Below are 20,805 nucleotides of genomic sequence, written 5' to 3'. Positions count from 1 at the left end.
GATGATGTGGGTCGCGGAACACACATCAAACCCCAAGATCGGGAGGGCTTTCGTGAGCAACGCTACCAGGCTGGTTCGGCCACGGTCGGTGACGGGCAACGGGGAGAGGCTGGTGTCGCGTGCTGGGCTCGCGTGGCTGGGTGAGACAGCGGACCTGTGTGGTCTCACCGGTGGGCTCATCGACGCGTTCGCCGGGGCGTCGTGGCGGCGTCACCACCCGGGACGCACCATGGCCCAGGTCATCTTGGCGTTGGCTGATGGTGCGACGTGCCTGTCGGATCTGGCGGTGTTGCGCAATCAACCGGGGTTGGCCGGACCGGTCGCGTCGGAGCCGACGGTGTGGCGGACCTTCGAGGCGGTCACCTCCGCGGAGTTGCGGGGCATCGCCGCGGCACGTGGCACCGCCCGGCAGCGGGCGTGGGCCGCGGGTGCGGGTCCCGATGGCGAGGTGTTGGTGATCGACATCGACGCCACGATCGTGGCCACCAAAGCCGACAAGCAGGACGCGGCACCGACCTACAAGCGCAGCTATGGGCACCATCCACTGCTGGCCATCGCTGGCGACTGCAACGAGGTCCTGGCCGGGATGCTGCGAGCGGGCAACGCCGGGGCCAACACCGCCGAGGACCACATCGTGGTGCTCGCCGACGCGATCGCCGCGCTGCCCGCCGAGTGGCGGGTCGGGCACAGCCCTGGTGATCATCGCGACGACGCCGCCAAGGATCTGGTGGTCCGCGCCGATGCGGGCGGAACGTCGCACTGGTTGGTCGAGGAGTGCCGCCACCGCAACATCGGCTACTCGCTCGGGTTCGCGATCACCGGCGCGGTTCGCGACGCGATCGTCTGTGTCGATGACGACACCTGGGTCCCCGCGGTCGACGGCAACGGTCGGGCCCGTCCCGGCGCCGAGGTTGCCGAGCTCACCCACTGGATGGACCTGGGTGCCTGGCCCGAAGGGACCCGGGTGATCGTGCGTCGCGAACGTCCCCATCCCGGCGCCCAGCTCAGCCTGTTCGACACCGTCGAAGGGATGCGCCACACCGCGTTCATCACCGACCAGCCCGGCGACGACATCGCCGCTCTCGAGCTGTTCCAACGCCAACGAGCCCGGGCCGAGAACGTCATCCGCGACACCAAAGCCTGCGGCCTCGCCAACCTCCCGTTCGACTGCGTGGTCAACAACGAGATCTGGATGCAGCTCTGCTTCACCGCACACGACCTGCTGGTCTGGGCACAACAGATCAGCCTCACCGGCCCGCTGCGCCGGGCCACCCCCAAGACGCTGCGTCACCGGCTCCTCCACGTCGCCGCCCGCACCACCCCAACCGGTCAACGACTCGACCTCGACCGAACCTGGCCCTGGACCACCACACTCCTCTCCGCCCTCGACCACCTCCGCCGCGCCTTTCGATCACTCACCGTGACCACGCCCCAGCCCGCTCAAGCAGCCCTATGAAAGATCGTGGCTAGTGGTCCGTCGCGGATTTGGTCTGGTGGGTGAGGGCGGCTCGGCCTCGTTTGACCTTGGTGATGATCTCGTTGGCGGTCTTGGTCCAGATGAAGGGCTTGGGGTCGTCGTTCCAGTGTGAGGCCCACACGTCGATCGCTTCGATGAGCGCGTCGATGCTGTTGAAGGTCCCGGTGCGGAGGCGCTTGTTGGTGAGCTGCGCGAACCAGCCCTCGACGAGGTTGAGCCACGATGAGCTCGTCGGGGTGAAGTGCAGGTGCCAGCGGGCCTGGCGGGGCTTGGCCAGCCACTCGCGGACCTCGGGGGCGTTGTGGGCGGAGAGGTTGTCCAACACGACGTGGATCTCGAGGTCTCGGGGGGTGTGGAGATCGATCCACTTGAAGAAGGCCAGAACGTCGGTGCCCTTGTGGCTCTTGCGGGTCTGGTGGAGCACTTCGCCGGTGCCGACGTTGAGCGCAGCGAACAGGTCGGTCGTCCCGTTGCGCTTGTAGTCATGGGTCATCGTGCGGCCGCGCCCCTTCTTCATCGGCAGCGATGGCTGGGTGCGGTCCAGCGCCTGGCACTGGGTCTTTTCGTCGAAGCTGAACACCACGGCGCGCTCGGGTGGGTTCAGATAGAGCCCAACGACGTCGACGAGCTTCTCTTCGAACCGGGGATCGTTCGACAACTTGAACGTCTCGACCCGCCACGGCCGCAGCTTCCGAGCCTTCCAGATCCGCGCCACCGTGTCCTTGCCGACACCATGACGATCAGCCATCGTGCGCGTCGACCACTGCGAGGACTCATCGTCAGGCACCGTGTGCAACGTGTCATCGACAATCGCGTCGATCACCTCCTGGGCGATCTCAGGCTTGCGCCCCCGGCCCGGCGCGATCGTGCCCACCGCCTCGACCCCGCCCGCTTCGAACTTGGCCCGCCACCGCCGAACAGTGTCAGGAGTAGTCGAGCACTCCCGAGCGATGGCCTCGTTCGCCATCCCCTCAGCAGCCAACAACAACGCCGAGGCCTGCACCACACACCGGTGCGGCAACGACGTCGACCTCGACATCCGCTCCAACTCGCCACGCTGCTTACGGGACACCTTCAACGGGGCAGCAGTCATCACCGGCATGCTGCCAGACTAGCCCGCCTTGCTATTTGAGCGACGGACCACTAGCCTGCCTCGGAGGCTTCCAAGACAGCTACTGCCTCGGCCTCAACCCCTACCCCGACACCGACCCAGGTGGCGCCGGCGGAGGCGGAGGTGGCGGCGGAGGGGTACCGCCCAGCAATCAGTGTGATGGCTTCGAACTCCCAGAACGGCTCGTTCGTGTTCGTCCACTCCGGCATTCCAATAGCCCGACGCTTGGGGGACCCAGCGCAGCCGACGTGTTTGTTTCACCAGCCTCGGAACTCGCCCACCTCACGACAGCCTCTGATGTTGCCGTGGCGTTGACAATGCTTGATGCCTCGGGTCAGCTTGTGGAAGGTCCTTTCGAAATGCTCGAGTTCGACACACCGCCTGGTTTGGCATGTCCGGTCTTCCGCGAGAATCCTGGCTTCGTGCCTGGAGGCCAGACTGCTGGCGGCTTGCAGGAGTATGTCGTGCCAAACTACAGAGTGTCAGAACTCTCGAATGTCACTCGAAGGGCAGTGTCATGAGCATCGAGCCGGTAATGGGGCGCGATGCGCAGGAGATGGCCAAGCACCTACGCGAGCTTGTCAACGATGACCTTCGGTGGATTACAGTGTTCATCGATGACAAGACCGGCCAACTGTGGCGGATGTCGTTCCCTCATAGTGAGATGCATGGTGGGGGCCCACCGCTGCTTGAGCCGGTCACGAGGGAAGAGGTGCTGCAGGAGTTCCTCGTTGATCCGTCAGACCTTGATCTGGCCTGAGATTGCCAGTTCGGCATAGGCGGCGCGTCCCAAGATGAGGCACATGGAGGCTGCCCCGGCAGCTGTTGAACTGAGAAGGGTGGTGTCCCCAGCCTGATGCCTGCCAGCTGGTAGGTGCCGAGCTGTTCGGCGATCCGACTGGTGGGCAGTGGTGCTACGGAGGCAACATCGAGGATGGCGCTGATGTGGAACTTCTCACCCCAGACGAGCTTCGCGTGATCCGCGTTGATCGGCTCCGACCATGACACCGACTCCATCGGCGATGTCCTTCTCAGTTTCGAATGGGGACGGACGCCCCGTTGAGTCGGCTTGGCTGATGGTCAGGCTCTACATGGCCGCGAAGAATCATCACATCATCCTTGTTGGTCCCACGGACTCCCAAGGCGTGGTGGAGTTCCCTTGGGTTCGAGTTGAGCACCAGGTCGACCGTGTCCGTCGATTCTTCATCATGGACTATGCCGGACTCGATCAGTGGACTGGTCGAGCATCGGTCATGTTCATGGACATCAGTGAGGTGGAGCGCTATCTCAAGGCAGCAGAAACATGGCGCTCTAGGAGTCTGCTGAGCAACGGCGCTTGGCAGGTGTGCTGGCGGGAGCGACGCTGGGTTCGGGCGCGGTGTCGAGCTGGATCGGTTGGTTGAGCCGTGTGGTGGGGGGCGATGAGCTGGCGGGTCGCTCGGCGAGGGTGCGTTGGGAGCCTGGAGCGGCTCAGGACCGGCGCTCAGGTCGTTGGGGCGATGGTCCAGCCGCTGTTGTGGGTGAGGCCGAGCGCGAGGAGTCGTTTGAGGTTCACCGCCGCGCATCGCAGTGACCAGCCGAGCTGGTTGCGTTGGATCCCTCGGTAGCGGAGCCGTCGGTGGTTGTTCTTGACCAGCCAGGCAATGCTGCGTTCGATCATCGGCCGGTGTTGCCGGTAGACGGTGTCGAAGTCGTCGGTGCCGGCCTGGGCTCGGGCGGCAGCGAGCTGCCGATGATGGGGGTGCAGTTTGATGACCCGCCCGCGTGTGGCGGTGGTGCAGCGGCCCCGGACCGGGCAGGTGGTGCAGTGGGTGCCGAATCGGGCCGAACCGGAGGTGGTGATGGTGACGGTGATGTCTTCGGGACAGGTCACGGTTCTGGCGTCGAGGTCGATGGTGAAGTCGTCGAGGGTGTAGCCGCCCACGGTGGCGGGGCGTAGCGGTGGGGGCTTGATCACCGCGGTCATGTCGTGGGTCTTGAGGTGGTCGCGGAACTCGCCCGATCCGTAGGCGGAGTCGCCGAGGACCTCGGTGCCTGCTGGTTCATCCGCAACCAGATCGGGGGCGGCGTCGGTGTCGGCGGCGTTGCCGGGGCCCAGATCACACGCGGTGATGAGCCCGGTGTCGGGCTCGGCGGCGACGTGGGCCTTGTAGCCGTCGCGGTAGGACGACCGGGTCTTGTGCGCGTGGCGGGCTTCGGGGTCCACGGTCGAGATGACCCGGTCGGTGGCGGTGCCCCGGGTGATGCGCCACTGACCGGGCCGGTCGCCGGGTTCGACGTCTTGGCCCGCGACCAGGGCCAACAACGCCACCGCATCAGCCTGCTTCTCGGTGAGCTCGAGACCGTCTTCGACGAGGTCCTCGGCGGCCCACACCAACTCGTTGGCATCATCGACCAGCTCAGACACCAGGCGGTCGCGATCGGCGGGGTCGTCCCAGTCACACGGCGGCCGGCCCGGCTCCAAGTTGTGCTCGCGGACCCACACCGACCCGAGTTCGGGAACCAGCTTGCGGACCCGACGGATCTGGGTAGCGATCATCGTGATCGTGTCCTGGCGGGCCACCGCGTCATCCAGCACCGTTGAGTCCAACGCCCGGCGGGTCTTGCCAGCGAGAACCCTGGACTCGTCCATCAAGGTGGCGACCGCTTCAAAGATCCGCTTCGGGCGGTCCGACGCGTTCAACTTGTTGCGCCACAACACCAGCACCGTCGAGTGGAACGCTTCGTCGGTCAACGCCAGCCCTGTCGCCGCCTTCCACGCGATGTTCGTCTCGAGCTGGCGGACCGCCTCTCGATCTGACAGGCCCTCCAACGCCTGCAGAACCATCACCGTGGCAACCACATCAGCAGGCACCGACGGCCGACCCCGCTTCGTCGGGAACAGGTCCACGAACATCTCATCGGGGAACAACCGGTGACGGTGCTCAGCCAAGAACGCGTGCACCGACCCCTCACCGAGTAGATGCGAACACAGCGCCGCTGCATCCAGCAGCTCACGATCCAAGCGAGACGATCCCTGCATCCCCACAGTCCACCCGATCCGAACCAACATCGCGAATCGAGCCCCCTCGCCCCCGATTGCTCAGCAGACTCCTAGCAGTCTTCACCCGCGGGATGAGGTCGACACCTTACGCAGCTACCGGGCGTTCCTGCTTGAGTTCCCAGTCGAGGATGTCGATATTGTCCCCGACGCATCACCACCAGGATCGGTGCAGTTCGTGTCTTGGGCGCTAGACGGGATGGCGGGTTCTACCACCCGGGCTTGGACTTGTGTTGAGATCCTTCGCTGCTTGTCAATGGCCAGTTGGATCTGCCCGGGGGTGGTCAGTGGTTCTGCCCGGTGGTGGCCATCGGAGTTGCCCGGTGGTGGCCAGTGGTTCTGCCCGGGGGTTATGGGGCGAGGGGCTTCACCCCCTTGCCGGTGGTGGCTTGGGTGAGCCGGATCGAGTCGCCGGTGGTCATCACGACGTGGGCGTGGTGTAGGAGCCGGTCGACGGTGGCGTTGGCGATGGTTTTGGGCATGAGTTCGTCGAACCCGGCGGGGTGCAGGTTCGATGACAGGGCGATGGCTCGTCGTTCGTAGGCGGCGTCGACGACGCGGTAGAGCGCTTCGGCGGTCTCGGTGGTGACCGGTAGTAGTCCGATGTCGTCGATGCAGATCAGGTCGGCGCGCATGATCTTGCGGATGGCCCGGCTGGTGGTGTCATCGGCGCGGTGGCGGCGGAACAGGGCGCCGAGGCTCTCGAGGGAGAACCACAGCACGTGTGCCCCGGCGTCGACGGCTTGGTGGCCGAGCGCTTCGAGGAGGTGGGACTTGCCGGTGCCTGATGGGCCGCACACGACGAGGTTCTCGTGGTGGCCGATCCATTCGAGGGTGCGTAGCGACCGTTGGGTCGGCGCGGGGATCGATGAGGTGGTCTCGTCCCAGCCGTCGAAGGTCTTGCCGGTGGGGAACCCGGCGGCTTTGCGGCGGGTTCCCACAGATGAGGCTTGACGCCCGGCGAGCTCTTCGGCGAGCAGGGCCCGGATCGCTTCGGCTGGTTCCCAGCGCTGCGCCTTGGCGGTGGCCAACACGTCGGGAGCGTGGCGGCGCATGTGCGGCAACCGCAGCTGGCGCAACAGGTCGATGACTTCGTCGACGACCGGGACAGACGGGGCGGTCATTGGTGGTCCTCCTCTGCCAGGGTCTTGCGGCCGCCGGGGTCGTTGGGGTTGAGGAGCCAGGCGAAGCGGTCGAGGTCACCAGCGATCTCTTCGAGGCTGAACAGCCCGAAGCTGAACCGTCGAAGCGACGGGGCGAGGGTGTCGGGATCGGTGGCGATCCAGTCGTGGAGGAACCCGCAGAACTCGCCGAGCTCGACCAGGTCCGCCGCGTCGATGGGGTTGTTGTTCGCGGTGGTCATTGGCCGAACCCTTCCCATCCCGAGGTGCGGTCTTGGAGCGAGTGCTCGTCGCCGGCGCGGTGGGTGTCGCCAGGAGGGTGAGCAGCCAGGATCGAAGCGGTGTCACCATCGCCGAAACGCCCGAAGGTGGCGGCCTGGCCCAGCGCCCAGTCGACCCGTTCGACCCCGTGCAGCGCCGCGAGCTCGACGGCGTCAGCCATCTTGGCCTTGACTCTCGACGCGCCGGTGGCGCCGGCCTCGATGAGCCAGGTCCGTGCCCCGTCGCCGAGCGCCAAGAACGCGGTCTCGGCAGGGTTGGTGGGCTTTGGTTCACGACCCAGGGGCCCGGCGGGTCGGGGTGGGTAGTGGGCATCGTCGATCATCGGGTGCCCCGGGGTCGACAACCGGTGGCGGGCGACTTCGGTCGCGCCACGCCCCGCGAGGTGGGTGGCGACCAACTCGTCGCCGTCGACACGGACCCACACCGTCTCATCGGCAAGGGTGTGTGGAACCGAGTAGGTGACCCCGCCGTAGCTGATCGTCGCTGACCACGACACCCGCCGGGTCTGGCCGAACACCGCGGTGTAGCCAACATCGGGCAGCCGGTGCAGATGGTGTTGTTCCTCAGCGAGCATCTCGACCGGTGCCCGCCGAGTCGCCCGGTGCGCCCGGTTGTTGACCTCGACGGTGAACGCGTCGCACGCATCGACCAGCTCGGCCCAGTCCCGGTACTCGGCCCGCAGGTTCGCGTCGGTCGGAACCAGATCAGCCTTCGCGATCCGAACCGTGGCCTCCGAACCGCCCTTGGACTCGGGATCGAACGGCACACACGTCGCGATCGTGACCCCGTAATGATGCCCAGCAGCAACGATCGCCGGGTTGCGGACCGCCACCCCCGCCACGTGATCGACCGTGACCGTCTTTTCGTTGTCGGTCAGCCAGTAGGTCGGCGCCCCACCCGCGGCGCGCATCGCCCGATCCAAACAACCGACCACAGTGGGCAGCGTCCGGTCCCAGGTCGGGATCACCACCCGAAACCGCGACCACCCGAACCACCCACAGAACAAGTTCGTGGCCCGACCCCCGATCGTTGGGCCCGCCCCCCAGTCCCACTGCGCCCACATACCAGGCTCGGGGATCCAGGGCCGATACACCCGCCGGTTGCCCCGCTTGTAGCTGGCCTTGGCCCCCGCGACCGCTCGGCGCACCGTGCGCGCCGACCCGTCGAAACCCACCGCCACCAGCCGGTCGAACACCACATCAGCGCGGATCTTGCCCTCCGAGCGTTCCACCCACTCCTCGACCTTGCCCAGGAACGGATCGATCAACTTCGGGCGCTCGATCGCCTCACCCGGCACCGGCAACCCACCCGAGTCGCGCTTGGCGACCCACTCCGCCACGGTGTGATGCGAACACCCCACCAGCTCAGCCGCGTCTCGGAAACTGCGCGTCAGATCGAATGCTTCAAGAATCTCCATGACTTCCTCGTAAGACTTCACATGCTCCTCCTGGTCGGCCGGTCTCGGTTCGCACCGACCAGTCGAACCAGGAGGAGCACCCACCGGGCGGACCCCGACAGGCAACCGACATCAACAAGGGGCAAAACCACTGGCCACCAGTGGGCAGAACTGGTGGCCACACCCGGGCAGCTACCTGGCCGCCTCCGGGCAGGATCTCATGGCCGCCGACAGCTGCTGAAGTGGTCCGCGGCGAGTGCCAGCGCCCGGTTCATCGACGACGGCCAAGCCCACACCTGGGGACCCGACGCCCAACTGCTCACCACCGGCGACACCTGGGCCCATGCCGATGCGCTCGGCTCGATCCGAGCCCACACCGACACTACCGGCGCCGCCACCGCGAGCATCGACTACCGGGCTTTCGGGGCCCTCACCAGCGGCTGGGACAGCTTCGGCTACACCGGCGGCATCCACGACCCCACCGGGCTGATCCACCTCCGAGCCCGCCAACTCGACCCCGGACTCGGACGATTCACCACCCGAGACCCCATACAGCCCGGAGCCCCCGGCACCGGTGGCTACAACCACTACACCTACGTAGCCAACAACCCCACCACCTGGACCGACCCCACCGGGACGCTCGTCGAGGACGCTCTCGTCCGGACGATCCCACGGCGTCTCACCGAACGGGAGATCGCGATTCTCGGCATCACAGTAGGATTGGCCTTTGGCGGCGTCCTGATCGCCATGTTGCAGGACCTGCGCGGTGACTCCCCTGAACGCAATGAGGACTCCGACGATGATCCCCGAGCGATCCCACCCGAGGTTCCCGACCCCACCCGCGACCGCAACTGCGCGGACCAAGCCGCCGCCGCCGCTGGCTTTGGACCTACCCCGGGTTGACAGACATCTAGATATCAACCCGGGGTAGGTCCAGACTTCGACGCGGGAGATCCGGTTGGTAGTGAACCAACTCATGGGGTCGATGGGTTGTGGTGATGTTCCGGCGATGATCGTCGTCGATGACGCTGCCGCTGAAGAGCCTCGGGCGGGTGACCTCAGTCGTCGTCGGTGGCGAGGAACTCGAACTTGAGGTCGCCCAGACGCACCAGCGTCGAGGAGATCCAGCCGCCCATCGCGCCGAAGTGGGTGTCGAGGATCGACCCGTCCTCGAGGCTGTTCTCGTCCAGCTCGTAGCTCCCCTCGTAGGACACCTCGATGGCGTGCGAGGGTTGGTCGAGGTCTTCGGCGTAGGAGGTCTCGACCGTGGGCCCGCGTCGGATCAGCTGCTCGCCGCCGATCGTGGGGCTGTGCTTGGGCAGGGCGGCCAGCACGACCTCGGGGGATGGGACGTGGGCCAGGCGCTGGACCCGCAGCACGATCTCGATCTCGATCCGTGGTCCTTCGTCCATGTCCTCGCCGATGTACCAGGACCGGTAGGCGCTCTGGGCCCAGGTGGGCCAGTCGAGGGTGAGATCGGCCCGAACCCGTGGTGGCGATCCCTCGCCCGGAAGCCCGTAGGAGGTCTCCCAGGTGAGGTCGCCGAGCAGCACGTCGGCTTGGAACCGCTCCTCGAAGGCCTGGCGTTCGAGGAGTGCCCGTTCCAGGGCGTCGCGCAACGCACCGATGGCGTCGGTGAAGACGTGGTCAAGCACGCGGGTCAACCATCGGATGCTCCTGCGGGGACGTGGGCGGACATGAACGCGATCGGGACCGAGATGTCGAGGTCGCGGTGGCGGAGGGTGGTGATGCGCCGGCCGGATTGGACCGCGTCCTTGACCCGTCCCACCCGGTCGCCGAGCTCGGCTGCGGTGGCGTCGATGTCGGCCACGGTGCAGGCCAGGCCCCAGATGGTGGCCGGTCCGTCACCGCGGGGTTCGGGTGGCCCCACCAGTTCGAGGATGGGCTCGCCCAACCAGAAGAACACCTGACGGCGGGGCGCATCGGCGGTTCCCGCCTCGCGGGTGCGGCGAGCTTCGAGGCCGGCGGCTTCGAGGGCGCCGATCGACCGGTCGAGGTCGGGCGTCGCCACCACGAGATGGTCGAGCGCCACCGTGCCGTTCGGGTGCTCGACGATTGCCGGATCGCTGGTGGGTGGGTTGGGCGCCGCGGTGGTGGCGAGGCCGTCGAGATCGCCGGTGAAGCCGTCGTCGAGCCCCGCCAGGGTCCATCGGTGAACGCCACGTTCGCGGCCGGGAGCGAACCGCACCTGCACCGACCCGAGCGTGGTGCGGTCGCCATCGACCGAGAACCCCGCCGCTTCCCACGCCTCGGGTTCGTCGCCGATGATCAGCTCGGTCAGCGTCACGGCCATGGACCTGAACCTACCCTGTGGGGATGAGCTCGCCCGACTGGACCCTCACCGGTGACACCGTCGCCCGCCTGCGCGACGAGCTGGCAACGGTCGATGACGAGACCCGAGCCGACTTCGACGCCTTCTCGTCGTTCGTGGTCGACCAGCTCGGCGAGTACCGCATCGACCCGGCGGCCGACGAGTGGGCGACCTACCACGGGTTGGCCTACATGAGCCTGCTGGTCGACCTGGCCCGCAACAACTACGAGAACGGCGCCATCGACCACCAGACCGCTGCCGCGGTGACCGCCATCGCCCATGGCGTGGCCTCGGTCCTGGCACGCCACGCCCCGGGCTGAGACGATGACCGCCATGTTCGACGCCGAGTCCGACCCGTTCCGTGTGGCCGAGGGCGCCGCGCTCGAGATCCAGTCGCGCGCCGGGGGAGGCTCCCACGACGTGGCGGTCGTCCTCGGGTCGGGCTGGGCCGAGGCGTCGATCGGGCTGGGCGAGGTCGACAACCAGATGCTGACCTCCGAGATCGCAGGCTTCGCCGCCTCCACGGTGGAGGGTCACCGCGGCACCATCCACTCGATGTGGGTCGGGTCCCGACGGGTGCTGCTGTTCCTCGGACGGGTCCACCTCTACGAGGGCCACGATCCGACGACGGTCGTGCACGCGGTGCGAAGCGCGATCATGGCCGGTTGCGGCACCGTGATCCTCACCAACGCCGCGGGATCGATCAACCCCGACAACGGGGTCGGGTCCGGGGTCCTCATCTCCGACCACATCAACCTCACGGGACGGTCGCCGCTCACCGGTGAGCTGCCGCCCGAGCCCTACGCCTCCCGCTTCGTCGATCTCACCGATCTGTACACCCCTCGACTGCGGGAGCTGGCGCGCCAGGTCGACCCCAGTCTCGCCGAGGGCGTCTACGCCGCGCTCGGTGGCCCACACTTCGAGACCCCGGCCGAGATCAGGATGCTGCGCACCCTCGGCGCCGACCTGGCCGGCATGTCGACCGCCCTCGAGGCCATCGCCGCCCGCCACCTCGGAGCCGACGTGCTCGGGCTGTCACTGGTGACCAACCTGGCCGCCGGCGTCAGCGGCGAGCCGCTCGACCACCAGGAGGTGCTCGACGCGGGCAAGGAGGCCGGGCCCCGCATGATCTCGGTCATCCGCCAGCTGATCGAACGTCTCTGACTCGGCTCAATCGACCCGGTCAGTAGCAGACGGTACGGGTGCGGTGCCGGGGGAGGGCCTTGTAGCGGGGACCGCCCCCGATGTTCCACAGGTAGGTGTCGAGCTGGGCCGAAATCACCTGGTGGCCCTCGGCGGCGAGCGCTTCGCGCAGCAGCTCCACGGCGTGTACCCCGCCGGCCCTGATCTCGATCTCCTGGTCGGTGCCGGGAGCGATGAGCTCCTCGCGACCGATGCGGTCGAGCAGCTCGGGCTCGTACACCAGCACACCGTCGACCTGCAGGACGTGTGGCACCAGGTTGTCGGCGAACATCGTCAGCCGGTCGAGGTCGTCGAACGCGCCGGGTCCGGTTCCGCCGAAGGCCATCGACAGGTCGAGTGGCGTGATCTGGGCCCGCTTGTAGAACGGCACGTCGACGCCGTGGTACTCGCTCACATCGTGGAAGAACGGGATCTGGGCGAGGACCCCGATCATCTGCTCCGCGGATCGGCCGCCATCTTCGATCATGGCGAGGAACGAACCGTCGTAGCGTTCGAGCAGGAACGCTCCCAGGTCCGAGAAGGCCGACGCGAACAGCTCCATCAGCTCGGCCGCGGGACTGTCGTCGTCGTCCTGGCCGAAGATCTCACAGCACATCGCCCGGTCGATGGTGGTGAGGCGCTCGGGGGTGAGGGGCCCGGTCGCCTCGACGTGCTCGCGCAGGCCCGTGGCGATCGTGTGATAGCCCGAGAGGCCGGGCCGCTTGCGGAGCGTGGGGAACCAGCCCGAGCCGAAGTTGATGGCATCGAGGCTGACGACGAACGATGCGGTCGACTCGAGGTCGCCGAGGGGTTCACGCCCGGGGTCGTCGCCGGGCCCGGTCAGGGCGTCGACCGGAAACTCGGCGGCGTAGGCTGCGAGTCGCTCGTGGTCGATGTGCACGTGGGCGGCCTGTTCGGTCACCCACCGGCAGCGATCGCGGATCTGGTCACAGATCCCCTCGGAGCGGGAGTCGTTGGACATGCCGGCACCATAGGGTGCGCCCGGCCGGCAGGCGAGGACGGAGATCGGTTTGGACGACGGTGCAAACGTGGGGCGCCAGGCGGCGACGCTGGTGGGTGAGCACCTGGCGGATCGGATCGGGAGCTGGGTCGCCGATGATCCCGATCCGGTGACCCGCGCCGAGGTCCGCGAACTGGTCGCGGCCGGTGATGGCGATGGGCTCGTCGACCGGTTCGGGACCCGCCTGGAGTTCGGAACCGCTGGGCTGCGTGGGGCGCTGGGCGCCGGACCGAACCGCATGAACCGGCTCGTGGTCCGACACGCCGCCGCTGGTCTCATGGCCCACCTTCCGCCCGGCGCAAGGGTGGTGATCGGGCGCGATGCCCGCTACGGATCTCGCGACTTCGCCGACGACACGGCCAGGGTGGTGGCCGCCGCCGGCGGCACCGCGCTCGTGCTCCCCGGTCCGAACCCGACGCCACTGGTCCCCTTCGCCGTCGGTCACCTCGCTGCCGACGCCGGCGTCATGGTCACCGCCAGCCACAACCCGCCCCAGGACAACGGTTACAAGGTGTACCTGGGCGACGGTGCCCAGATCGTGCCACCGGTCGACGCCGAGATCGCCACCCGCATCGACGAGGTGGCAGCCGGTGGACCGGTGCCGCTCGCCGATCCCGACGTCGACTCGATCGTGCAGGTCGGGCCCACCATCCTCGCCGCCTACCTCGATGCGGTGGCCCGGTGCCGGCTCGTGCCCGACGCGCCCGGCGTGGCGGTCGTGTACACCGCGATGCACGGTGTCGGTCGCGACCTGCTGGTCGCCGCCTTCGAACGGGTGGGCTTCGCGTCCCCGGTCCAGGTGGACGATCAGGTCGACCCCGATCCCGACTTCCCCACCGTCGCCTTCCCCAACCCCGAGGAACCCGGTGCGCTCGACCACGCCGTGGCCCTGGCCGAGCGGGTCGGCTCCGCGCTGGTCGTCGCCCACGATCCCGACGCCGACCGTCTCGGCATCGCGGTCCCCGACCGCGGCGTGTGGCGGGTCCTCACCGGCAACGAGATCGGGGTGCTGCTCGGCGACCACATCCTGACCAACACCGCCGGCGACGACCGGCTGGTCGCCACCACCATCGTCTCGTCCCGCCTGCTCTCCCGGCTCGCGGCGGCCACGGGAGTCCGCTACGTCGACACCCTCACCGGGTTCAAGTGGATCGCCCGGGCAGCCGACGGCGCCGATCCCCCGTCCCGCCTGGTGTTCGGGTACGAGGAGGCCCTCGGCTACGCGGTGTCACCCGAGGTTCGCGACAAGGACGGCATCACCGCCGCCGTGGTCTTCGTCGAGCTCGCAGGGATGCTGGCCGACGAGGGACGCACAGTGCTCGACCGCCTCGACGACCTGGCTGTCGAGCACGGACTGCATGTGACCGACACCTGGGCGGTTCGCTTCGACGGTCCCGATGCCGGCCGCCAGATGGCGGGGGTCATGGAGACCGTCCGCCACGCCGCGCCGACCGAGCTGGCGGGAATGCCGGTCACCCGGGTCCACGACTACCTCTCGGGCGACGACCTGCCGCCGTCCGATGCCGTGTTGCTCGAGCTGGGCGACCGGGCCCGGGTGCTCGTGCGGCCCAGCGGCACCGAACCCAAGGCCAAGCTCTACCTCGAGGTCATGGCCCCGACGACCCGCGAGACCCTGGCCGCCGACCGCGACGCGGCGGGACGCACCATCGGGTCGCTGCGGTCGGCCCTTGCCGCTCGATTGGGTCTCGATCCGGTCTGACCCGCGCGAAGATGGCGGGATGGGACGGCGTCTCGTCGGGGGAGTGCTGGTGGCGTGCGGACTCATCGCCGCGTCCCTGGCGTGGACGGGGTATGCGGTGAGCCGAACCTTGCTCGACCCCGGTCGCTCGGAAGCGATCGCCGACGACATCTACCACGACCGCGAGGTACGGGCGCAGATGCGCTCGTCGATGGCCGATGCCCTCGAGGCGGCCATCCCCGACAACGTCTCGGTCAACCGATCCGAGCTGGTGGCCGCCGCCGACCGTGCCCTCGACGACCCGGCGGTCGAGGCGCTGCTCGTCGGTGGGCTCATCCGCGCCCACCAGCGATTCCTGGGGGAGGACCCCGATCCCGACGAGCCCATCGTCATCGACGGCGCGGCGATGGCCAGCGCCTCACGCACCGCGCTGGTCAACCTCCGGCCCGAGCTGATCGACGTGGTGCCCGAGTCGCCGTCGCTCCCGGTCACGCTTCCCACCGACCGGTTGCCCGACGCGGGAGGGTTCCGCGCCTGGCTCAACGGTGCGGTGGCCATGCTCGCCGCGGTCGCGGTCGGGCTGGTCGTCGCTGCCTTCGTGCTCACCAACGACCGCCCACGCGTGCTGCGACGCGTGGGGTTCTGGGCGATCGGAGCCGCCGCGTTCTGGCTCCTGGTGGGGGTCGTGCTCCCCCAGCTCGCTCACCTGCTCCTCCCCGGACCTGCTGCCATCTTCGGCGCGGTCGTCGGCGTCGCCGCCGGTGGCATGATCGAACCGTCCCGCAACGCACTCATCGCAGGTGTCGGCCTGGTCGTCCTGTCGTTGCTGTGGATGGCAGGTGGTGCGCTGCTCGGCCGAGACACCGGTCCGGCCCCGAGGCGGGAGCGCCAACGTCACGAACCGGTACCGGTCGGTGCCACCCGGTCGCCGGCCCCGCCGCCACCCGCTGCCCCGTCTGCGCCTCCTGCGCCCGCTCCGGCTCCCGCACGTGCTCCTGCTCCCGCTCCTGCTACTGCCCAGGTGGCCGCCCAACCGCAGCCACCGCCACCGGCGCCGTCGTCGATGTCGCCACCGTCGGCCCCGCAGCGAGCGCCGCGATGGGTCGAGGGGGTCGGCTACGTGGACGACGAGGACCAGACCCAGTTCGGCTGAGCTACGGGGCCGGGTGTTCGTCCCGCCCGGCAGCCCAGGTGGCGACGACCCGCTCGACGTCGAGTGGCATCAGGTTGGAGGGAGGACCGCTCGCCGCCTTTCGGTTCACCTCGAGAATGGCCTGGTTGACGGTGTCGACGATGTCGCGCACCGCTCCCTCGTCGTCGGCCGCGGCGATGTCGGCCAGCGCCCGGTCGAGCTGGCGCCGGACCTGCAACGTCCTGGGAAGTGTGTCGACCCCTTCGCGCTGCAGCAGCTTCTTGTGCCACCAGTCCTCGTCGCGAGGAGCGAGAAGGTCGGGGATCGGCTGCCCGGCGGTGCTGAGGCCGTCGAACTCGCCCCGCTCCTGGGCCTCGCGGATCTGGCGGTCGATCCAGGTCTCCCAGGTCATGCCGGACGGCTTGCGCTCGGTCACGGAACCAGCCTACTGGGAGCCCGCTACCGGCGGCGCCCGCGTCGGGTGACCGACCAGGCCACGTACACACCGGCCAGCAGGCCGGACAGGTGTCCTTCCCACGACACCGGTTCGGTGGTGGGAACCACACCCCACACGAGTCCGCCGTAGAGCACCAGCGCGATCAGGCCGAGCACGATCGAGCGGAGCCTGCGCTCCAGGAGGGCGGCGGCGACCAGGTAGCCGAAGTAGCCGAACACCACGCCGCTGGCACCGAGGTGGACACCATCGCGGCCGAACAGCCAGGTGCCGAGCCCTCCGAGCAGGATGACCCCGATGGTGACCTGCAGGAAGCGGGTCGCGCCCTTGATCGCCACGAGACCGCCGAGGATCAGCAGCGGAACCGTGTTGGCGACGAGGTGCGCGAACCCGTAGTGGAGGAACGGAGCCCACACGATGCCGGGCAACCCGTCGAGCTCACGGGGAATGACGCCGGCCTGGTCGAGCTGCTCGTCGAACACGGCCTGGTCGGCCCCCTCGGCGATCCACATCGTGGCGACCGTGACGGCGAGCAGGGCGAAGGGCCCGGGAGCGCGGCTCCGGGCTGCTCGAGGTGGTGCGGAGGGCCGGTTCACCGGATCAGCGTCGCACAGGCAGGTACCGTCGGGGCACCAACGTCACCGAGGGGGACGCGATGCAACACGAGAGCGCGGTGGAGATCGCCGAGTCGGTCAGGCACGGGTCGCGCTCGGCGGTCGAGGTGCTCGACGCCGCGCTGGCCCGGATCGACGCGTTGAACGGTCCGCTCAACGCCTGGGTACGGATCGACGAGTCCCTCGCCCGCCAGGCCGCCCAGGCGGTCGACGCCACCGTGGCGGCAGGCGAAGATCCCGGTCCGCTCGCCGGGGTGCCCTTCGGGGTCAAGGACCTGGAGGACTGTGCCGGCTACACGACCGGGCACGGGTCGCTGCTCTACCGTGATCACCCGCCCGCTGTCGCCGACTCGGTGCACGTGGCACGCATGCGGGCCGCCGGTGCCGTGCCCGTCGGCAAGACCACCGCACCCGAGTTCGGCACGCTCAGCCTCACCCGGAACAAGGCGACCGGCACCACCAGCAACCCGTGGGACCCCGGCCGCACCCCCGGCGGCTCCTCGGGTGGATCGGCCGCCGCCGTGGCGTCGGGCATGTTGCCCATCTCGACCGCGAGCGACGGTGGCGGGTCGATCAGGATCCCCGCGTCGTTCTCGGGTCTGGTGGGCATGAAGTCGAGCTATGGGCGGGTGCCGCACCCCACCCCTCAGGCATCGGAGACCTCGGTGCTGGGGATCCTCGCGACGACCGTCGCCGACGCTGCCCGCCACCTCGACGTGGTGGCCGGGCCCCACGACCGCGACCGGCACTCGTTGCCTGCTCCGACGGTGGGTTACGAGACGTCGATCGAGACGCTGGACGTCGGCGGCCTGCGGGTGGGGTGGTCGCCGGACCTGGGGTTCGCCGTGGTCGACCCCGAGGTGGCCGAGCTGACCGAGGCGGCGGCCATGGCACTGGCCGACGCCGCCGGGCTCAGCTGGGTGGACGCCGAGCCACGGCTCACCGATCCCGTGCGGGTCTGGATGTCCTCGGGCGCGGTCGACCTGTGGCTCGACCTCGAACCCGACATGTGGCCGGGTGTGGCCGACGACGTCACCATGTTCACCCGTCGGGCGCTGGAGACCACCGAGTCGATGACCCTGCCCCGCTACGCCCGGATCCTGCAGCGCCGCCAGCGGCTCCAGGACGACATGGCGGCGATGTACGCCGATGTCGACGTGTGGCTCACGCCCACGACCGCGGTGCCGGCCTTCGCCGCCGACGGTCCTCCCCCGACCGAGATCGCCGGCCGCGCCGTCGACCCGGCCATGGCCACCCCGTTCACGATGCTGTCCAACCTCACCGGCGGTCCGGCCGCCTCGGTGCCCGCGGGGACGACCGTCGCGGGTCTCCCCATCGGGCTGCAGATCATGGGCCGCCGTCATGGCGACGAGGTGGTGCTGCGGCTGGCCCGTATCCTCGAATCGATCCGACCCTGGCCCCGCTGGGCGCCGAGCCGCTAGCCGACCGGCTGGCAGAGAGGAGATTCCCCATGTCCACCGTGCTCATCACCGGCGCAGGGTCGGGGTTCGGCCAGGGCGCCGCCCTCGCCCTCGCCGACCGTGGCCACCACGTCATCGCCACCACCGAGACCCAGGACCAGGCCGACGCCCTCGGTGGCGAGGCCCCCCAGCTCCAGGTCGAGAAGGTCGACATCACCACCGACGACGTCGCCAAGGCCGATGGCTGGGAGATCGACGTCCTGATCGACAACGCCGGCGCAGGCCAGTTCGGGCCGATGGCCGATGTGCCGATCGACATCGTTCGCCACCTCTTCGAGGTCAACGTGTTCGGCACGCTCGCCATCACCCAGCGAGTGCTCGCCGGCATGATCCCCCGAGGCGCTGGCCGGGTGATCATCGTGTCTTCCATCGCCGGGCGCATCACCGCTCCCGCCACCGGCCCCTACGCCATGACCAAGCACGCGCTCGAGGCCATGGGCAAGACGATGCGGGCCGAGCTCGCCCCGCTCGGCATCGACGTCTGCCTCCTCAACCCCGGGCCCTACGGGACGGGGTTCAACGACCGGATGGCCGAGGCCATGTGGGAGTGGTTCGGCGACAAGAGCCTGCAGGCGCCCACCACCGACCTGTTCCAGATGGTGCGCGACTTCGTCACCACCGACCAGCGCGACCCCGTCGAGGTCGTCGACGCCATGGTCGCCCTCGTCGAAGCCGAGACCACCGAGGAGAACAATCCGGTACCTCCCGACGTCTTCGGCTGAGCCCTCGGCGGGGGTCGGTCCGGTCGGATGAGGCCGATACCGTCGAGTGCATGACCACGACCGGTGCGACCAGTCCCGAAACCGGGGTCGACGAGGCGATCACCGACCTCGACGACTTGGAGTTCACGAACCGCTGGACCCGCGCCCTGCCGTCCGATCCCAGCACCGAGGTGCGCCCCCGACAGGTCTCGGGCGCGGCCTACACCAGGGTTCGCCCCACACCGGTCGCTGCGCCCACCACCCTGGCCTGGTCGCCCGAGGTCGTCGATCTGCTCGGGCTCGATCCGGCCGTGGCCGACTCCGACGACTTCGCCCAGGTGTTCTCCGGCAATCGGGTGCCGGCCGGCGCCGACCCTCACGCCCAGGCCTACGGCGGCCACCAGTTCGGCAACTGGGCCGGCCAGCTCGGCGACGGCCGCGCCATCTCGCTCGGTGAGGTCCGCGACCGCCATGGTGACCACCAGACGCTGCAGCTCAAGGGGGCCGGCCCCACTGCCTACTCCCGTGGCGCCGACGGCCGGGCCGTGCTGCGCTCATCGCTGCGCGAGTACCTCTGCAGCGAGGCCATGCACCACCTGGGCATCCCCACCACCCGTGCGCTTTCGCTCGTGGCCACCGGCGACCAGGTCGTTCGTGACGTGCTCTATGACGGACATCCCGCCCCTGAACCGGGCGCGGTGGTGTGCCGGGTCAGCCCGTCGTTCACCCGCCTCGGCACCTTCGAGCTTCCCGCCTCCCGGGGCGAGCTGAGCCTGCTCCGCCAACTCATCGACACCACCCTCGAGCTCGAGTTTCCCCACATCGCCGCCGAGACCGGCGCCTCGTTCGAGGAGCGGGTGGCGGCCTGGTTCGACGAGGTCGCCGACCGCACCGCCAGCCTCGTCGTCGACTGGATGCGGGTCGGCTTCGTCCACGGGGTGCTCAACACCGACAACATGTCGGTGCTCGGGCTCACCATCGACTACGGCCCCTACGGGTGGCTCGAGGACTTCGATCCGGCGTGGACCCCCAACACCACCGACGCCGGGATGCGTCGCTATCGCTACGGCGCGCAACCCCAGATCGCGCAGTGGAACCTGATGCAGTTCGCCAACGCGCTGGTGACCCTCACCCAGCAGCCCGAACCGCTCCAGGAGCGGCTCGACCGCTTCGCCGAGCGCTACCACGAGCGGTACCTCGCGATGATGGCCGAACGCCTCGGGTGGGGCGGACCGAGCGACGATCCTGCGGCGGACGTGGCCCTGATCGAGTCGCTGTTCGGCGTGCTCACCTCGGCCGAGATCGACCAGGTGATCTTCTTCCGTGATCTGGCCCAGGTGCCGGTCGGCGACCCTGACGAGGTCGGCGACGACGACCTTCTCGCTCCGCTGGCCGATGCCTGGTACGACCCCGCGTCCATCACCGGCGAGGTGCGGACCGGGCTGGTGGACTGGCTCCGGCAGTGGTCAGACCGGGTGGTCGCCGGCGGTCTCGACGACAGCGAGCGTCGGCGGCGCATGGACGCGGTCAACCCGCGGTTCGTGCTCCGCAACTACCTCGCCCAGGAGGCGATCGACGCCGCCGAGGCCGGCGACCTGTCGCTGCTGCACGAGCTGCACGACACGCTCCGGAACCCCTACGACGAGCAGCCCGGTCGCGAGCGGTTCTCCCAGCGCCGGCCCGAGTGGGCGCGCACCAAGGTCGGCTGCTCGATGCTGTCGTGCAGCTCGTGACCGGCCCGCCAGCATCGGTGGTGATCCTG

General features: G+C 68.9%; 20 protein-coding genes. 10 read left to right on the top strand and 10 right to left on the bottom strand.

Features of this window, described 5'->3' with window-relative positions; genetic code table 11:
• Nucleotide 1 precedes the first annotated feature (1 nt).
• Entirely contained in the window at nucleotides 2-1,456 is a 1,455-nt protein-coding gene (locus tag U5K29_10925) for an IS1380 family transposase (GenBank protein ID MDZ7679053.1), read from the top strand.
• Nucleotides 1,457-1,466: 10 nt separating this feature from the next.
• Here the strand turns inward: U5K29_10925 and U5K29_10920 are convergent, their stop codons facing one another.
• A complete protein-coding gene (locus U5K29_10920; protein ID MDZ7679052.1) occupies nucleotides 1,467-2,570 on the bottom strand; it encodes an IS630 family transposase in 1,104 nt (367 codons plus the stop codon).
• 535 nt (nucleotides 2,571-3,105) lie between these two features.
• Here U5K29_10920 and U5K29_10915 point away from each other — a divergent pair.
• A complete protein-coding gene (locus U5K29_10915; protein ID MDZ7679051.1) occupies nucleotides 3,106-3,348 on the top strand; it encodes an Imm27 family immunity protein in 243 nt (80 codons plus the stop codon).
• A gap of 723 nt (nucleotides 3,349-4,071) precedes the next feature.
• Here U5K29_10915 and U5K29_10910 read toward each other — a convergent pair.
• From U5K29_10910 to istA, 4 genes are all read right to left on the bottom strand, one after another.
• The gene (locus U5K29_10910; GenBank protein MDZ7679050.1) at nucleotides 4,072-5,610 is read right to left on the bottom strand and encodes an IS1182 family transposase; all 1,539 of its coding nucleotides are present in this window, start codon (nucleotides 5,608-5,610) and stop codon (nucleotides 4,072-4,074) included.
• A 368-nt stretch (nucleotides 5,611-5,978) separates the two neighbouring features.
• Nucleotides 5,979-6,752 (bottom strand): IS21-like element helper ATPase IstB, encoded by a 774-nt coding sequence (gene istB, locus U5K29_10905; protein ID MDZ7679049.1) that lies wholly within the window; start codon nucleotides 6,750-6,752, stop codon nucleotides 5,979-5,981.
• The gene (locus U5K29_10900; protein MDZ7679048.1) at nucleotides 6,749-6,991 is read right to left on the bottom strand and encodes a hypothetical protein; all 243 of its coding nucleotides are present in this window, start codon (nucleotides 6,989-6,991) and stop codon (nucleotides 6,749-6,751) included. Before U5K29_10900 ends, istB begins: the two co-directional genes overlap by 4 nt.
• The gene (gene istA, locus U5K29_10895; GenBank protein ID MDZ7679047.1) at nucleotides 6,988-8,469 is read right to left on the bottom strand and encodes an IS21 family transposase; all 1,482 of its coding nucleotides are present in this window, start codon (nucleotides 8,467-8,469) and stop codon (nucleotides 6,988-6,990) included. Before istA ends, U5K29_10900 begins: the two co-directional genes overlap by 4 nt.
• 132 nt (nucleotides 8,470-8,601) lie before the next feature.
• Between istA and U5K29_10890 the strand changes: the two genes are divergently transcribed.
• Complete coding sequence (locus U5K29_10890) at nucleotides 8,602-9,330, top strand: RHS repeat-associated core domain-containing protein (GenBank protein ID MDZ7679046.1); 729 nt, start codon at nucleotides 8,602-8,604, stop codon at nucleotides 9,328-9,330.
• Between the two features lie 155 nt (nucleotides 9,331-9,485).
• On the opposite strand, the gene U5K29_10885 is transcribed toward U5K29_10890, so the two are convergent.
• Together U5K29_10885 and U5K29_10880 are read right to left on the bottom strand one after the other, a co-directional pair.
• Nucleotides 9,486-10,082, bottom strand: coding sequence for a hypothetical protein (locus tag U5K29_10885; protein MDZ7679045.1), 597 nt, complete (start codon nucleotides 10,080-10,082; stop codon nucleotides 9,486-9,488).
• A 5-nt stretch (nucleotides 10,083-10,087) separates the two neighbouring features.
• Nucleotides 10,088-10,741 carry a hypothetical protein gene (locus U5K29_10880; GenBank protein ID MDZ7679044.1) on the bottom strand — a complete coding sequence of 218 codons (654 nt, stop codon included), beginning with the start codon at nucleotides 10,739-10,741 and terminating at the stop codon, nucleotides 10,088-10,090.
• 23 nt (nucleotides 10,742-10,764) lie between these two features.
• On the opposite strand from U5K29_10880, the gene U5K29_10875 reads away from it, so the two are divergent.
• A complete protein-coding gene (locus U5K29_10875; protein ID MDZ7679043.1) occupies nucleotides 10,765-11,079 on the top strand; it encodes a hypothetical protein in 315 nt (104 codons plus the stop codon).
• A gap of 4 nt (nucleotides 11,080-11,083) precedes the next feature.
• A complete protein-coding gene (locus tag U5K29_10870; protein MDZ7679042.1) occupies nucleotides 11,084-11,923 on the top strand; it encodes a purine-nucleoside phosphorylase in 840 nt (279 codons plus the stop codon).
• Between the two features lie 19 nt (nucleotides 11,924-11,942).
• Here U5K29_10870 and U5K29_10865 read toward each other — a convergent pair whose 3' ends face one another.
• Nucleotides 11,943-12,923: a queuosine salvage family protein gene (locus tag U5K29_10865; protein MDZ7679041.1), complete on the bottom strand. Its 981-nt coding sequence runs from the start codon at nucleotides 12,921-12,923 to the stop codon at nucleotides 11,943-11,945.
• A 49-nt stretch (nucleotides 12,924-12,972) separates the two neighbouring features.
• Here U5K29_10865 and U5K29_10860 point away from each other — a divergent pair, with 49 nt between their 5' ends.
• Nucleotides 12,973-14,682 carry a phospho-sugar mutase gene (locus tag U5K29_10860; protein MDZ7679040.1) on the top strand — a complete coding sequence of 570 codons (1,710 nt, stop codon included), beginning with the start codon at nucleotides 12,973-12,975 and terminating at the stop codon, nucleotides 14,680-14,682.
• Nucleotides 14,683-14,701: 19 nt separating this feature from the next.
• Nucleotides 14,702-15,814: a hypothetical protein gene (locus tag U5K29_10855; protein ID MDZ7679039.1), complete on the top strand. Its 1,113-nt coding sequence runs from the start codon at nucleotides 14,702-14,704 to the stop codon at nucleotides 15,812-15,814.
• 1 nt (nucleotide 15,815) lies between these two features.
• On the opposite strand, the gene U5K29_10850 is transcribed toward U5K29_10855, so the two are convergent.
• Together U5K29_10850 and U5K29_10845 are read right to left on the bottom strand one after the other, a co-directional pair.
• Complete coding sequence (locus U5K29_10850) at nucleotides 15,816-16,229, bottom strand: DUF1992 domain-containing protein (protein ID MDZ7679038.1); 414 nt, start codon at nucleotides 16,227-16,229, stop codon at nucleotides 15,816-15,818.
• A 23-nt stretch (nucleotides 16,230-16,252) separates the two neighbouring features.
• Entirely contained in the window at nucleotides 16,253-16,843 is a 591-nt protein-coding gene (locus U5K29_10845) for a rhomboid family intramembrane serine protease (protein ID MDZ7679037.1), read from the bottom strand.
• Nucleotides 16,844-16,902: 59 nt separating this feature from the next.
• Here U5K29_10845 and U5K29_10840 point away from each other — a divergent pair, with 59 nt between their 5' ends.
• The 3 genes from U5K29_10840 to U5K29_10830 are packed head-to-tail and all read left to right on the top strand — an operon-like array spanning nucleotide 16,903 to nucleotide 20,776.
• On the top strand, nucleotides 16,903-18,303 hold the full coding sequence (locus U5K29_10840) for an amidase family protein (protein ID MDZ7679036.1): 1,401 nt from the start codon (nucleotides 16,903-16,905) through the stop codon (nucleotides 18,301-18,303).
• A gap of 29 nt (nucleotides 18,304-18,332) precedes the next feature.
• Nucleotides 18,333-19,064: an SDR family NAD(P)-dependent oxidoreductase gene (locus U5K29_10835; protein MDZ7679035.1), complete on the top strand. Its 732-nt coding sequence runs from the start codon at nucleotides 18,333-18,335 to the stop codon at nucleotides 19,062-19,064.
• A gap of 50 nt (nucleotides 19,065-19,114) precedes the next feature.
• Nucleotides 19,115-20,776 carry a YdiU family protein gene (locus U5K29_10830; protein ID MDZ7679034.1) on the top strand — a complete coding sequence of 554 codons (1,662 nt, stop codon included), beginning with the start codon at nucleotides 19,115-19,117 and terminating at the stop codon, nucleotides 20,774-20,776.
• Nucleotides 20,777-20,805 lie beyond the last annotated feature (29 nt).

Source organism: Acidimicrobiales bacterium, assembly GCA_034521975.1.
Classification (GTDB): Bacteria; Actinomycetota; Acidimicrobiia; order Acidimicrobiales; family SKKL01; genus SKKL01.
The sequence above is the reverse complement of the archived record's forward strand: the minus strand, read 5'-3'. Positions and strand labels throughout refer to the sequence as shown.